Annotated in this window: 2 protein-coding genes; both read left to right on the top strand. The window is 76.0% G+C overall.

The genetic code is table 11. The annotated features are described in order from the left end of the window. Positions 1–137: 137 nt before the first annotated feature. Positions 138–16124: a non-ribosomal peptide synthetase gene (locus CS0771_RS20690; protein ID WP_212842520.1), complete on the top strand. Its 15987-nt coding sequence runs from the start codon at positions 138–140 to the stop codon at positions 16122–16124. Next, on the top strand, positions 16121–16336 hold the full coding sequence (locus tag CS0771_RS20695; RefSeq protein WP_212842521.1) for an MbtH family protein: 216 nt from the start codon (positions 16121–16123) through the stop codon (positions 16334–16336). Before CS0771_RS20690 ends, CS0771_RS20695 begins: the two co-directional genes overlap by 4 nt. Positions 16337–16340: the final 4 nt, after the last annotated feature.

Genomic DNA, 16340 nt, shown 5'->3' on the forward strand with positions numbered 1-16340 from the left:
TCTTCGCATGACGCGGCGCTGACCTGTACAAAAGCCGCGAATCTTGTAATTAGGTTAGCCTTACTTTACCATCCGGTGAGTCGGTCTCCGTCCAGCCCGTCTGCGCCACCCGCACCATCCCCCGAAAGGTGTCTCCCGTGACCGAGACCGTGTCTCAGCCCGTGCCGGACGAGGAGCTGCACCGCATCCTCGTGGCGTGGAACGACACCGACTGTGCGCAACCGCCCGCGACCTGGCCGGCGCTGTTCGCCCCGCAGGTCGCGGCGCGCCGTGACGCGATCGCGCTGGTCTTCGACCAGACCAGCCTCACCTACGGCGGACTCGACGCGGCGGCGAACCGGCTCGCGCACGCCCTGCTCGCCCGGGGCGCCGGGCCGGAGCGTGTCGTCGCGCTGTGCCTGCCCCGCTCGCTGGAGCTGATCGTCGCCCAGGTCGCGGTGCTCAAGGCGGGGGCGGCGTATCTTCCGCTCGACCCCGACTACCCGGCCGAGCGCATCGGGTACATGGTCGCCGACGCGCAGCCGGTCTGCGTGGTGACCACGGCCGACCTCGCGCCGGTGCTCGATGCGGCGACCGGTCGCGGTGCGCATACGCCCGAAGCGACCTCGCCGCTGCTCGTGCTGGACGCTGAGCCTGTCGTCGCCGAGCTGGCACACCGGCCGGACACCGCGCCGTCCGGCGCCGACCTCGGCGGGGCGCTGAGCCCGGACAACGCGGCGTACGTCATCTACACCTCCGGCTCGACCGGGCGGCCCAAGGGCGTCGTCGTGTCGCACGCCGGGGTCGTGAAGCTGCTGGCCACCGCGACCGAGCGGCTGGGCGTCGGGCCGCACAGCCGGGTGCTGCAGTTCGCCTCGCCCAGCTTCGACGTGGCCTTCTTCGACCTGTGCCTGGGCCTGCTGACCGGCGCGCGGCTGGTGGTGGTGCCCGCCGAGCGCCGGGTGCCGGGGCCGGAGCTGACCGAGTACGCCCACGCGCACGGCATCACGTTCATGATCCTGCCGCCGGCGCTGCTCGCCGCGCTGCCCGAGGAGCTGGCGCTGCCCGACGGCGCGACCCTGCTCGCCGGGACCGAGCGCATCTCGCCCGCGCTGGTGGCCCGCTACGCGCGCGGCCGGGAGATGTTCAACGCGTACGGTCCCACCGAGGCGACCGTCAACTCGACGCTGGGGCTGTGCGATCCCGACATGGACGCGCTGGCCGGGGTGCCGATCGGCGTCCCCGACCCGGGCACCCGCTGCTACGTGCTCGACGCCGCGCTGCGCCCGGTGCCCGTCGGCGAGCTGGGCGAGCTGTACCTCGGCGGTCCCGGCCTGGCCCGGGGTTACCTGGGCAGGCCGGCCCTCACCGCGGAGCGGTTCGTCGCCGACCCGTTCGGCACGCCGGGGCAGCGCCTCTACCGCACCGGTGACCTGGTGCGCTGGCTGCCCGACGGTCGGCTCGACTTCGCCGGGCGCACCGACGACCAGGTGAAGATCCGCGGGTACCGGGTGGAGCTGGGCGAGGTCGAGTCGGTGCTGCTGCGGCACGACACGGTCGGGCAGGCCGCGGCGCTGGCCCGGCAGGACCGGCCCGGCGACACCCGGCTGGTCGCCTACGTGGTGCCCCGCGAAGGACGCGAGGTGGCGCCCGGGGTGCTGCGGGCGTACGCCCAGGAGTTCCTGCCGGAGCACATGGTGCCCGCGGCGGTCGTGGTGCTGGACCGGCTGCCCGTGACGACCAGCGGGAAGCTGGACCGGGCCGCGCTGCCCGCGCCCGACTACACGGCGCAGGCCACCGGCGGCGCCGCCCGCGACGGCCGGGAGAACCTGCTGTGCGGGCTGTTCGAGCAGGTGCTCGGGCTGAGCGGGGTCGGTGTGGACGACGACTTCTTCGCCCTCGGCGGCGACAGCATCGTGTCCATCCAGCTCGTCATCGCCGCCCGCCGGGCCGGGCTGTCGGTCACCCCGCGCCAGGTGTTCGAGCAGCGCACCGTCGCCCGGCTCGCGCTGGTCGCGGCGCAGGCGCAGGCCGCGCCCGCCGAAGACCCGCTGGCCGGGGTGGGCGAGCTGCCGCTGACGCCGATCATGTCGTGGCTGGACGGCTGCGGCGGGCAGATCGACGCGTTCAGCCAGTGGCTGGCGGTGCGGCTGCCCGCCGGGGCGAGCCGCGCGGCGCTGACCGCCGCGCTGCAGGCCGTGACCGATCGCCACGACGTGCTGCGCTCCCGCCTGGAGCGGTCCACACCCGAGCGGGCGGGCCGCCTGATCGTCGCCGCACCCGGCGCGGTGGCCGCCGCCGGCCTGCTGCACCGCGTCAGCGCCGAGGCCGCACTCGCGGAGCCGCACCCGGCCGTCGCCGGTCCGGTGGACACCGCGACGGCGGACGCCGGGCGGGCTCCGGACCGCGACGCGCTGCGTGACCTCATCGACGCGGCTGCGGCCGAGGCGAGCGCGCGGCTCGACCCGAGCGGCGGCGTGATGTACCAGGCGGTGTGGCTCGATGCCGGACCCGGCCGGGCCGGGCACCTGCTGCTGGTGCTACATCACATGATCGTCGACGGGGTGACCTGGCGGATCCTGCTGCCCGACCTCGCCGCCGCCTATGCCGACGCCGCCGCGGGCCGCCTGCCCCGGCTGAGCCCGGTCGGCACCACGCTGCGCACCTGGGCCACCGGGCTGGCCGCCGCGGCCGAGCACCCGGACCGGTTCGCCGAGCTGGAGCTGTGGACCGGCATGCTGGCCGGAGACGACCCGGCGTTCGCGCACCGCGCCCTCGACCCGGTCGCCGACCTGGCCACCGTCCGGCACCTCACGCTGCACCTGCCCGCCGAGCGCACCGCGCCGCTGCTCACCACCGTGCCTGCCACCTGGCACGCGGGCGTCGACGACGTCATGCTGACCGCGCTCGCGGTCGCGATCACCCGCTGGCGGGCCGCGCGCGGCACCGCCACGCCGCCGCCGCTGATCGCCCTCGAAGGCCATGGCCGCGAGGAGCAGCTGGTGCCCGGCGCGGACCTGTCCCGGACACTGGGCTGGTTCACCAGCATCTTCCCGGTGCGGCTCGACCTCGGCGACGACCCGGCCGACCTCGGCGCGGCGCTCAAGCGGGTCAAGGAGGCCCTGGCCGCGCTGCCCGACCACGGCGCCGGATACGGCCTGCTGCGCCACCTCAACGCGCAGACCGCGCCCCTGCTGGCCGCGCTGCCGCAGCCGCAGCTCAGCTTCAACTACCTCGGCCGCTTCGGGGTCGAGGACGGCGACTTCACCGCGCTGCCCGGCGTCGGCATGCTGGCCGGCGGGTACGACGCCGCGATGCCGGTGGCGCCGTACACATTGGAGGTCAACGCGTTCGCGCAGGAGGGGCCGGACGGGCCGGCGCTCGGCGTGACCTGGGCGTTCCCCGAGGCGCTGCTCGGCGAGGCGGCCGTGCGCGAGCTGGCCCAGGGCTGGTTCGACGCGCTGGGCGAGCTGGCCGACGCGGCGGCCGTGCCGGGCGCGGGCGGGCACACCCCGTCGGACTTCCCGCTGGTCACGCTGACGCAGGCCGATGTGGACGCGCTCGAGGCGGCGGTGCCGGACCTGGCCGACGTGCTGCCGCTGTCGCCGCTGCAGGAGGGCCTGCTGTTCCACGCGTACGCGGGCGACGGCGACTACCAGGTGCAGCAGGTCGTCGAACTGCACGGGCCGGTGGACCCGGCCGCGGTGCGCCGCGCCGTCGACGGCATCGTGGCCCGGCACGCGCCGCTGCGGGCGTCGTTCCACGAGCTGGCCGACGGGCGCCTGGTGCAGGCGGTCGCCGGGCGGGCCGACGCCCCGTGGCGGCAGGTGGACCTGTCGCGGATGGCGGCCGCGCCCGCCGCAGAGCTGTTCGAGCAGATCCTGGCCGAGCAGAAGGCGGCCGTGTTCGACCCGGCCGCCGCGCCGCTGGTGCGCCACCTGCTCGTCGACCACGGCGGCGAGCGCCACACCCTGGTGCTCACGCACCACCACATCGTCACCGACGGCTGGTCGGCCGCCGTCGCGCTACGCGAGCTGGTCGCCCTCTACACCACCGGCGAGGGGGTACGCCTGCCCGCCGTGGCCCCGTATCGCGAGCACCTGCGGCGGCTGGCCGAGCGGGACCGGAACGCGGCCGAGAGCGCCTGGCGCGACGCGCTGTCCGGGGTGGACGGGCCGACGCGGCTCGCCGCAGACGGTGCGGCCGAGCCGGGCCGGGGCGAGGTGCGCCAGGTCGCGATCGCGGTGGCCGAGGGCGCCGGGGCGCGGCTCGCGGCGCTGGCCCGCGCGCGGGGGCTGACCCCGGGCACGGTGCTGTACGGCGTGTGGGGGCTGCTGCTGGGCCGCCTCACCGGCCGCCGGGACGTGGCGTTCGGCAGCACCGTGTCCGGCCGCGACACCGACGTGCCGGGCATCGAGTCGATGATCGGCCTGTTCATCAACACGGTGCCGGTCCGGCTGACGTGGTCGCCGTACGACACCCTCGGCGAGGTGCTGGACCGGCTCGCGGCGGCGCAGACCGCGCTGCTGGACCACCAGCACCTGGGCCTGCCCGCGATCACCCGGCTGGCCGGCACCGAGCTGTTCGACACCCTGGTCACGGTGGAGAACCTGCCCGACCCCGGCGAGCTGCGCGACGCCTCCGGCACCGTGCGCGTCGGCGGTGTGTCGTATCGCGAGGCCACGCACTACCCGGTGAGCCTGCTGGCCACGCCGGGCGACGCGCTGTCGCTGGTCGTCGAGTACGACCCGGCACGCCTGGACGCGATCACCCTGGCCCGGATCGAGCACGGCCTGCCCGCGCTGCTCGACGCGGTGCTGGGCACGCCCGACCTGGTCGCGGGAGCCGTCGACCTGGGCATGGGCGCGGCACCGCGGCGCGGGGAGCCGGTCCGAGCCGCCGTGACGGCACCTGTCGCGCGGCAGTCCGCCGGCACCCTTGCCGCAGGGGCGGTCCCCGGCGAGTGGCAGGCCGCCGGCTCGCTGGCCGGAATGGTCGCGGCGCAGGCGGCACGGACCCCCGGCGCGGTGGCCGTGATCGATGCCGATCAGCAGCTCAGCTATGCCGGGCTCGCGCGGCGCGCCGCAGCGCTCGCCGCGCGGCTCACCGCGCGCGGCGCGGGACCGGAGCGGGTCGTCGCCGTCGCGCTGCCGCGTTCGGCGCAGCAGGTCACGGCCATGCTCGGCGTGCTGTACGCCGGTGCGGCGTACCTGCCGGTCGACCCGGCGCATCCGAACCTGGCCGCGGTGCCGGCCGACGCCGGGGTGACCCTCGTGGTGACCAGCCCGGACCTGCTGCCGCGCCTGCCGCGCCGGGCGGGCCTGTCCTATGTGCTCGCCGACGCGGGCGAGGCCGTGGGCGAGCCCGCGCCGGTCGATCCGGAGCACCCCGCGTACGTCATCTACACGTCCGGCTCGACCGGCCGCCCCAAGGGGGTGCTGGTCAGCCACCGGGCCATCGCCGCGCAGCTGGACTGGTCGCAGCGCACCTTCGGCCTGCACGCCGCGGACCGGATGCTGCAGCTGGCCCCGGCGACCTTCGACACCTCGGTGTGGGAGATCTTCTGGCCGCTCACGGCCGGGGCCGCCGTGGTGCTGCCCGCGCCGGGCGCCCAGCACGACCCGGCCGAGCTGGCCGCGCTGATGCGCGCGCACCGGGTCAGCGCGGTGACCTTCGTGCCGTCCATGGTGGAGGCGTTCCTGCTCGCCGACGAGGTCGTGGCGGACCCGTCCTGGGCTCGCGACCTGCGCTGGGTCTCCTGCGGCGGCGAGGCGGTCACCGGTGAGCTGGCCCGGCGCTGGTTCGCGGCCACCGGCACCCGGCTGGACAACTTCTACGGCCCGACCGAGACGGCCGTGCAGGTCACCTGGTGGCCGAACGACGGCGGCCACGGCGCGGCGGTGCCGATCGGCGGCCCCGTCGCGGGCACCGGCCTGTACGTGCTCGACGACTGCCTGCGCCCGGTGCCCGACGGGGTGCCCGGCGAGCTGTACGTCTCCGGCGTGCAGCTCGCGCGCGGCTACCTGGGCCGTGCCGCCCTGACCGCGTCCCGTTTCGTCGCCGACCCGTGCGGCGCGCCGGGGGAGCGCATGTACCGCACCGGTGACCTGGTCGTGCGCCGGCCCGGCGGCACGCTGGTCTACGCCGGCCGCACCGACCACGAGATCAAGGTGCGCGGGGTGCGCATCGACCCCGCCGAGATCGAGTCGTGGCTGACCGCGCGCCCCGACGTGGCCCAGGCCGCCGTCGTGGCCCGCACCGACGGCCCCGGCGGCACCCGGCTCGTCGCGTACGCCGTCCCCGCCGCCGGGCACTTCCTCAACGCGGTGTCGCTGCGCGAGGCGGCCAACGCCGCGCTGCCCCCGGCCCTGGTCCCGAGCGCGTTCGTCGTCCTCGACGCGCTGCCCCGCACCGCCAGCGGCAAACTCGACCGCGCCGCCCTCCCCGCCCCGCGCCCCGCGCCCTCGCCCGCGTCGCCCGCGCCGTCCCAAGATCGGCCGACTTGCCAGGCACATGGCCCTATGTGCGCCCAAGATACGCCCGACTGCCAGGCAAGTCGGACGGTCTTGGACGGGCCGGTGGGTGTCCTCGGCGCGATCTTCGCGGTGGTGCTGGGGGTGGCGAGTGTCGGGGCGGATGACGACTTCTTCGCGCTCGGCGGGGACAGCATCCTGTCCATCGGGGTGTCCAGCCGGGCCCGCCGGGCCGGGCTCGTGGTCAGCCCGCGGGACGTGCTCGCCGCGCGCACACCGCGACGGCTGGCCGAGCTGGCCCGGGTGGAAGGCCCCGTGGGCGCCGACATCCCAGGAGTTGTGTCTACATCCCAGGAGTTGTCGACGCCCGCGGTGACAGTGCCCGCCGACGGCGTCGGCGATGTCCCGCTGCTGCCGATCGTGCACTGGCTGCGTGACACGGGTGTCCCGATCGAGCGCTTCACGCTGCCGATGCTGCTGGTCACACCCGCCGGGGCGGACCAGGCCACGATCGCCGCGACGTTGCAGCGGGTGCTCGACCACCACGACGGGCTGCGGCTGCGGTTGCAGCGCATCGCCTCGGTGCTGTGGACCCTGCGCACCGAGCCGGTGGGCGTGGTGTCCGCGGTCGACCTGCTGTCCCGCGTGGACCTGTCCACCGTGGACGAAGCGGAGCTGCCCGGCCTGCTCGCCGAGCACGCGGCCGCTGCGACCGGCCTGCTCGACCCGGACGTGGGCCGCGTGCTGCGCGCCGTCTGGTTCGACGGGGGCGACCGGCCCGGACGCCTGCTGCTCGCCGCGCACCACCTCGCGGTCGACGGGGTGTCCTGGCGGGTGCTGTTCGAGGACCTGGCCGCCGCCTGGGACGCGGCGAACGGCGTGGCGGCGGCGCTGCCGCCGGTGGGCACGTCGCTGCGCCGCTACGCACAGATCGTCACCGCGCAGGCCCAGCAGCCGCAGCGTCTGGCGGAGCTGGAGCACTGGGCGGCCACCCTGGCGCCTGGCGCGGATCTGCTGCCTGGAGCTGCGCTGCGGCCTGGACCAGCCCAGGCGGGCGCGGCCCAGCGGGGCGTGGCGGCGGCGGGTGCGGCGGATCTCGCGACAGCAGGCATCGGTGGAGCCGAGAGCTCCGCGGTGCGGCGGGTGACGGAGCTGGGGGCGGAGACGACGGCGGCGCTGCTGGCGGCGGTGCCCGCGCTCGGCGGGGAGATCACCGACGGGCTGCTGGCCGCGCTGGCGACCGCGGTCCGCGGGTGGCGGGAGCGCCGGGGGTACGCCACCGGCGAGCTGCTCGTCGACGTCGAGCGGCACGGCCGGGAGCAGCTGGAGCCGGAGCTGGACCTGTCCCGCACCGTCGGCTGGTTCACCAGCGTGCAGCCGGTGCGCCTGCCGGAGGCCGGCGACGATCTGCCCGCGCTGGTCGCGGTGGTGGGTGAGCGGCTGCGCGCGGTGCCCGACGGCGGGCTCGGCCACGGCATGCTGCGCCACCTGAACGCGCAGACCGCGCCGCTGCTGGCCCGGATGGCCGCCCCGCAGGTGCTGTTCAACTACTTCGGCCGCTTCCCGGCGGCGACCGGCGCGGCGTGGACGCCCGCGCCCGAGTCGGCGGCGATCGGCGAGGTCAACGGCGGCCTGGCGCTGTCGCACCCGCTGCAGCTCGACGTGGTCGCGGCCGAGGGCCCGCAGGGCACGGTGCTGACCACGACGTGGACCTGGCCGGACGGCACGCTGACCGCCGCCGACCTCGACACGCTGACCGCGCTGTGGCAGGCGGCACTGACCGCTCTGGCCGGTGCCGCCCCCGTGCCGGGGACAGCCGCAGCGCCGGGGACTGCCGCGGAGGTCGGGGCGAAGCGCGCCGGGCTCGCTGACGTGCGGGTCTACCGCGACGGGTCCGGTGCCGCGCAGCCCGATCCCGCTGCGGTGCCGGGCTCGGCTCCGCTGGTGGAGCTGAGCGAGGCGGAGCGGGCGCGGCTGGACGGGCTGAGCCCGGGTCCGGTGGCCGACGTGTGGCCGCTGTCGCCGTTACAGGAGGGCCTGTTCTTCCACGCCAGCTACGACGCCGCGAGCCTGGACGTCTACACCGGACAGGACGCGTTCGACCTGGGCTACCGGATCGACGCCGCGCGGCTGCGGCGGGCCGGTGCGGTGCTGCTGGGCCGCAACGCGGCGATGCGCGCCGGGTTCACCAGCGAGGGGCTGAGCCGACCGGTGCAGTTCGTGGTGGACGGGCTGGAGCTGCCGCTGGCCGAGGTGGACCTGACGGCGCTGAGCGCCGAGCAGGCCGCGGCCCGCGCCGCCGAGCTGACGGCCGCCGACCGGGTGGCCCGGTTCGACCTGGCCCGCCCGCCGCTGTGCCGGATGCTGCTGGTCCGGCTGCCGGACGGCCGGGACCGGCTGGTCATCACGCACCACCTGATCCTGTGGGACGGCTGGTCGGAGGAGCTGTTCGTCGAGCAGCTGTTCACCCTGTACGAGCGCGACGGCGACGCCTCCGGGCTGCCCGTGCCGGGGTCGTACCGCGAGCACCTGGCGTGGCTGGCGGCGCAGGACGACGCGGCCGCGGCGGGGGCGTGGCAGGAGGCGCTGGCGGGGCTGGCCGAGCCGACGCTGGTCGGGCCGGCCGACCGCACCCCGGCGCCGGCCGTGCCGCAGCGGGTCGACGAGGTGCTGTCCGAGCAGCTCAGCGAGCGGGTCCGCGCCGTGGCACGGGAGCGCGGGCTGACCCTGAACACGGTGCTGACCACCGCGTGGGGCCTGGCCCTGGGGGCGCTGACCGGCCGGACCGACGTGGTGTTCGGCATGACCGTCGCGGGGCGGCACGCCGAGGTGGAGCGGGTCGAGGACATCATCGGCCTGTTCCTGAACACGGTCGCCGTGCGGGTCTGCCCCGAGCCTGGTGAGCGGGGCGGCGACCTGCTGCGGCGGGTGCAGGAGCAGCGGCTGGCGCTGATGCCGTACGACCACGTCGGCCTGGGCCGGGTGCAGCGCGACAGCGGGCACGCCACCCTGTTCGACACCCTGTACGTGCTGCAGAACTTCGTGGACGAGGACGCCACCGCCGACCTGCGCGCCCGGCACGGCATCGAGGCCGTGGCCGGGGTGGACGCGACGCACTACCCGCTGACGCTGGTGGTGACCCCGGCGCGGGCGATCCGGATGTGGCTGGACCACCGGCCCGACATCGTGGACGGCGACGCGGCACGGGCCGTGCTGGCGCGGTTCCGGCTGGTGCTGGAGCGGCTGGTGGCCGGGCTGGACGCGCCCGTGCGGGAGCTGGACCTGCTGCTGCCCGGCGAGCGGGCGGCGCAGGACGCCGAGTGGGCGCGCACCGAGCACGACATCGGCGAGCTGACCGTGGCCGACCTGCTGGCCGTGCAGGCGGCCCGTACGCCGGACGAGACCGCCCTGGTCGACGGCGCGCTGCGGCTGACCTACGCCGAGTTCGACGCGCGGATCAACCGGATGGCGCGGCTGCTGCTGGCCCGCGGCGCGGGCCCGGAGACGGTGGTGGGCCTGGCGCTGCCGCGCACCGCCGACATGGTGGTGGCGCTGTTCGCGGTGCTGCGCACGGGCGCCGCGTACCTGCCGCTGGAGCTGGACCTGCCCGCCGAGCGGCTCGCCTTCATGATCGAGGACACGGCGCCGATGTGCGTGCTCAGCGTGTCGGCGGTCGCGGATCGGCTGCCCGCCGGCGCGGACCCGCTGCTGCTGGACGACCCGGTGGTGGCGGCCGAGCTGGCGGCCTACGACGGCGGCGATCTGGCCGACGCCGAGCGCCCCGGGTTCGCGCCCGGTGTGCCGGGGCGGCTGGCGCACCCGGCGTACCTGATCTTCACGTCGGGCTCGACCGGCCGCCCGAAGGGCGTCGTCACGCCGTACCACGGCCTGACGAACATGCAGCTCAACCACCGCGAGGCGATCTTCAACCCGGTGATCGAGGCCGCCGGGGGCCGCCGCCTGCGCATCGCGCACACGGTGTCGTTCGCGTTCGACATGTCCTGGGAGGAGCTGCTCTGGCTCGTCGAGGGCCACGAGGTGCACGTCTGCGACGAGCAGCTGCGCCGTGACGCGCCCGCGCTGGTGGCCTACTGCGACCGGCACGGCATCGACGTGGTCAACGTGACCCCGACGTACGCCCAGCACCTGATCGAGGAGGGGCTGCTGGCGGACGGGCCGGGCCGGCACCGGCCGCCGCTGGTGCTGCTCGGCGGCGAGGCGGTGTCCGACGCGGTCTGGGCCGCGCTGCGCGACACCCCCGGCACGCTGGGCTACAACCTCTACGGGCCGACCGAGTACACGATCAACACGCTCGGCGGCGGCACCCTGGACAGCGACAGCCCCACCGTGGGCCGCGCCATCTGGAACACCCGGGCGTACGTGCTGGACGCCCAGCTGCGCGAGGTGCCGCCGGGCGCGCCTGGTGAGCTGTACATCGCCGGCATCGGCCTGGCCCGGGGTTACCACCGGCGGGCCGGGCTGACCGCCGAGCGCTTCGTCGCCGACCCGTACGGCGCCGCGGGCGACCGCATGTACCGCACCGGCGACCTGGTCCGCCGCCGTCCCGACGGCAATCTGGACTTCCTCGGCCGCACCGACGACCAGGTGAAGATCCGTGGTTACCGGGTCGAGCTGGGGGAGATCGAGTCGGCGCTGGGCGCCCACCCGGCCGTCACGCACGCCGCGGTGATCGTGGACGCCTCCGGCGACGGCGCGAAGCGGCTGGCCGGGTACGTGGTCCGCGGTCCGGGCTGGTCCGGCGCCGACGACGACGTGCTGCGCGGGCTGCGGGCGCACCTCAAGCGCACGCTGCCCGACTACATGGTGCCCGCCGCGCTGACGGCCGTGGACCGGCTGCCGCTGACCGTCAACGGCAAGCTCGACGTACGCGCCCTGCCGAAGGCCACCGTGCTCACCGGCGCGGCGCACCGGCCCCCGGCCACCGCCGCCGAGCGCACGCTGTGCGAGCTGTTCGCGCAGCTGCTGGGTCTGCCCGCGGTCGGCGTGGACGACGGCTTCTTCGACCTGGGCGGCCACTCGCTGCTGGCGATCCGCCTGGTCAGCCGGGCCCGCACGGCGCTCGGCGCGCAGCTGTCCATCCGCGACCTGTTCGAGGCGCCGACCGTGGCGCAGCTCGCGGCCCGGATCAGCCCGGAAGCAGCGGCGTCGCCGCGTGCGGCGCTGACGGCCCGGCCGCGGGAGGGCGCGCTGCCGCTGTCGGCCGCGCAGCAGCGGCTGTGGCTGCTCGATCAGCTCAGCGGCCCGTCGGCGGCGTACAACTTCCCGCTGGTGCTGCGCCTGCACGGCCCGCTGGACCGGGCCGCCCTGCACGACGCGCTGCACGACGTGGTGTCCCGCCACGAGTCGCTGCGCACCGTGTTCACGGCGGTCGAGGGCGAGCCGTCGCAGCGGATCCTTCCGGTGCACGAGGCGCGGCCGGTGCTGGAGGTGACCGGCGGAGACGTCGCCCGGCTCGTCGCCGAGGCCGTGGCGCGACCGTTCGACCTCGCCGCCGAGCTGCCGGTACGCGGCACGCTGATCGAGGCCGGAGCCCGGGAGCACGTGCTGGTGGTGCTGCTGCACCACATCGCGACCGACGAGTGGTCGGACGGGCCGTTCCTGCACGACCTCGGTACGGCGTACGCGGCCCGGACCCGGGGGAGCGCACCGGACTGGGCGCCGCTGCCGGTGCAGTACGCCGACTACACGCTGTGGCAGCGGGAGCTGCTCGGCGATCCGTCCGACCCGGACGCCCTCGCCGCGAGGCAGCTCGCCTACTGGCGGCAGACGCTGGCCGGGGCGCCGGAGGAGCTGATCCTGCCCGCCGACCGGCCCCGTCCGGCCGAGCCGGACGCGCGCGGCGGCTCGGTGTCGCTGAGCCTGCCCGCCGCGACCGCGGCCCGGCTTCGTGAGCTGGCCAATCGCTGCGGCGCGAGCATGTTCATGGTCGCCCACGCGCTGTCGGCGGCGCTGCTGCACCGCCTGGGCGCGGGCGACGACCTGCCGCTGGGCGCGCCGATCGCCGGGCGCGGTGAGGAGGGCCTCGACGACCTGGTCGGCTTCTTCGTCAACACGCTGGTGCTGCGCACCGACCTGTCCGGGTCGCCGTCGTTCACCGAGCTGCTGGCCCGGGTGCGGGAGACCGACCTGGCCGCGTTCGCCCACGCGGACGTGCCGTTCGACGCGGTGGTCGAGGCGGTGAACCCGCCCCGCCTGCCGGGCCGCAACCCGCTGTTCCAGGTCATGGTGGTGCACCGCAACCACGTGGACGAGTGGTCCGGGCTGGCCGGGCTGCGCTGCGCGGACGAGCCGCTGGACGTCACCACGGCCCGGTTCGACCTGGTGGTCGAGCTGCTGGACGGCCCGGCAGGCGAGCTGGACTGCCTGCTGACCTACCGCGCGGCCATGTTCGACCACGCGACCGTCGAGCTGCTGGGCCGGCGTCTGGTCACGCTGGCCGGGCAGGTGGGGGCGGGTCCGGACCGGCCGCTGGCCGAGCTGGAGCTGCTCGTCGACGGCGAGCGGGAGCGGGTGCTGCGGGGCTTCAACGACACCGCGCGCCGGGTCGCCGAGCTGACCCTGCCCGAGGCGTTCGCCCTCCGGGTCGCGCGGGCTCCCGAGGCGGTGGCGGTGATCGACGGCGAGCGCGAGGTCTCCTACGTGGAGCTGGCCGCGCGCGCCGGCCGTCTCGCGCGGGTGCTGTCCGCCAGGGGGGTACGCCCCGAGAGCGTCGTCGGGGTCGCGGTGCCCCGCTCGCTGGAGACGATCGTCGCCGTGCTCGCGGTCAACCGCCTGGGGGCGGCGTTCCTGCCGCTGGACCTCAACCACCCGGCGGACCGGCTCGCGTACATGACCGAGGACTCGGCGGCGGCGCTGGTGCTGACCACGGGCAAGGCGCGCGGGCTGCTGCCGGAGACGGCCGCGCCGGTGCTGGTGCTCGACGAGATCGACGACGCGACGCCGGTGCGGCCGGTGCTGCCGCCGCCGTCCGGGCTGGACCACGCGGCGTACGTCATCTACACCTCCGGCTCGACCGGCCGCCCGAAGGGCGTCACCGTGTCCCACGAGGGCATCGGCAGCCTGGTCGAGACCGCCGTGGACCCGATGGGGGTGACCTCTGACAGCCGGGTGCTGCAGTTCGCCTCGATCGGCTTCGACGTGTTCGCGTTCGAGGTGTCGATGGCGCTGTGCACCGGTGCGGCGCTGGTCGTCACCCCGGACGAGGCCCGCGTGCCCGGCCCGGCCCTGTCCGAGCTGCTGTACGCCAACGGCGTCACGCACGCGATCCTGCCGCCGTCGCTGGTGTCCATCCTGCCGCCCGACGCCGACCTGCCCGAGGGGCTGTGCGTGCTGGTCGGCACCGAGACCGTGCCGCCCGGCCTGATCCAGCGCTGGGCGGGGCACCTGAAGCTGTTCGCCGCGTACGGCCTCACCGAGGCGACGGTCAACTCGACGCTGTGGCGGGCCGTGCCCGAGTGGGACGCACCGGTGCCGATCGGCCGCCCCGACCCGAACACGCTCGCGTACATCCTGGACGAGCGGCTGCGCCCCGTGCCGGTCGGCGTCGTCGGCGAGCTGTACGTCGGCGGTCGCGGCCTGGCCCGCGGCTACCTCGGCAAGCCGGGCATGTCCGCGTCGCGCTTCGTGGCCGACCCGTTCGCCGGGCCGGGCGCGCGCATGTACCGCACCGGCGACCGGGCCCGCTGGCAGGCCGACGGCACGATCGACTTCCTGGGCCGGTCCGACGACCAGGTGAAGATCCGCGGGTTCCGGATCGAGCCGGGCGAGATCGAGGCGGTGCTCGCCGGGCACCCCTCGGTGCGCCAGGCCGCGGTGGTGGCCGACCGCTCCGGCGACACGACCAGGCTGGTGGCGTACGTGTCCCCGGCCGGCCCCGCCGACCCGGCGGTGCTGCGCGCCCACGTCGCCTCGACGCTGCCCGAGTACATGGTGCCGTCGCTGGTGGTGGTGCTGGACGGCCCGCTGCCGGTGAACCCGAACGGCAAGGTGGACCGCAAGGCCCTGCCCGCGCCGGACTGGGGTTCGCTGGCCGGCGACGCCCGGCCCGCGACCGCCCGCGAGCACCAGCTCGCCGCGCTGTTCGCCGAGGTGCTGGGCCTGCCGCAGGTGGGCGTGCACGACAGCTTCTTCGCCCTGGGCGGCCACTCGATGGCGTCGATGCGCCTGATCGGCCGGATCCGCACCGCGCTGGGCGCGCAGCTGGCCGTCCGCGACGTCTTCGACGCCCCGACCGTCGCCGAGCTGGCGCAGCGCCTCGACCACGCGGCCGACGCCGACCGCCCGGCGCTGGTACGAGACGAGGCGGGAACGCCTGCCGAACGGCTCGCGCCGGTGCAGCTGCACCCGTGGCGGCTGCACCGGGAGGTGGCCGCGCCGGGCTGGGACATCGCGTTCGCGGTGCCCGCGTCCGGGCTGGACGTGGTCGCGCTCGACGCGGCGCTGCGCGACGTGGTGACGCGGCACCAGCCGCTGCACACCGTGCCCGGTGCCGACGGCGTGCCGCGCCCCGCGCTGCCGGAACGGGTGCTGGAGCCGGTCGCCGACGACGGCACCCCGCTCGCGGCGCGGCTGGATGCGCTGGCCCGGGAGACCGTCGACCTGACCGAGCGGGCGCCGCTGCGGGCGCGGCTGGTCATCGGCGCGGACGAGCACGGCGTGCCGGACCGGGCGCTGCTGCTCACCGCGCACCACCTGGCCGTGGACGAGTGGTCCGTGGTGCCGCTGCTGCGCGACCTGGCCACGGCGTACGGCGCCCGGCTGCGGGGTGCCGCCCCGGACTGGGCGCCGCTGCCGGTGAGCTACGCCGACTACACGCGCTGGGCGTACGCGCTGCTCGGCGATCCGGCCGACGCCGGCAGCCGGCACGCGCGGCAGCTGGGGTACTGGCGCACCACGCTGGCGGGCATGCCGGAGCTGGACCTGCCCGCGGACCGGCCGCGCGGCGGGGAGGTGTCGCGGCGCGGGGAGACGGTCGAGTTCCTGTTCGACGCGGCGCTGCACCGCAGCATCGACGAGCTGGCCCGGCGCAGCGGCACCAGCATGTTCATGGTGGTGCAGGCGGCGTTCGCGGCGCTGCTCACCGGCTACGGCTGCGGCACCGACCTGCCGATCGGCAGCCTCGCCGCCGGGCGGACCGAGGAGGCGCTGGCCGACCTGGCCGGATGCTTCTACAACACGGTGGTGCTGCGCACCGACACGTCCGGGGATCCGCCGTTCACGCGGCTGCTGGGGCGGGTGCGGGCGGCCGACCTGGCGGCGCTCGACCACCAGGACGTGCCGTTCGCGGCGGTGTGGGACGCGGCCGGTCCGATCAGGGACGGGCTGCGGGTCATGGTGGTGCACCACGAGGAGGCCCGGCTGGGCGACGAGGCGCTGCGCTTCAGCCAGATCCCGACCGGCACGGTCCGGGCCGAGCTGACCGTCAGCTTCTACGAACCCGCCGGGGACAACCCGGTGCACGTGGAGCTGGAGTACGCCACGGCCCGCTTCGACCGGCCGACCGCCGAGCGGATGGCGGGCGACCTGGTGCGGCTGCTCACCGCTGCGGTGGCCGACCCGACCCGCACCCTGTCCGAGCTGTACACCCCGGCCCCGGCCGGGCTGGAGATCCCGCCGGGCACGCCCGGCACCGAGAAGGAGACGCACCGATGACCAACCCGTTCGAAGACGCCGACGGCCGCTACCTGGTGCTCGTCAACGACGAGGACCAGCACTCGCTGTGGCCCGCGTTCGCGGCCGTCCCGGCGGGCTGGCGCACCGTGTTCGGCGAGGACACCCGCGACGCCTGCCTGGCCTACGTCGAGGCCAACTGGACCGACCTGCGCCCACGCACCCTGCGCGAGCGCATGGACGCGACGGCCTGATCGG

The sequence above is a fragment of the Catellatospora sp. IY07-71 genome (assembly GCF_018326265.1).
Lineage (GTDB): Bacteria > Actinomycetota > Actinomycetes > Mycobacteriales > Micromonosporaceae > Catellatospora.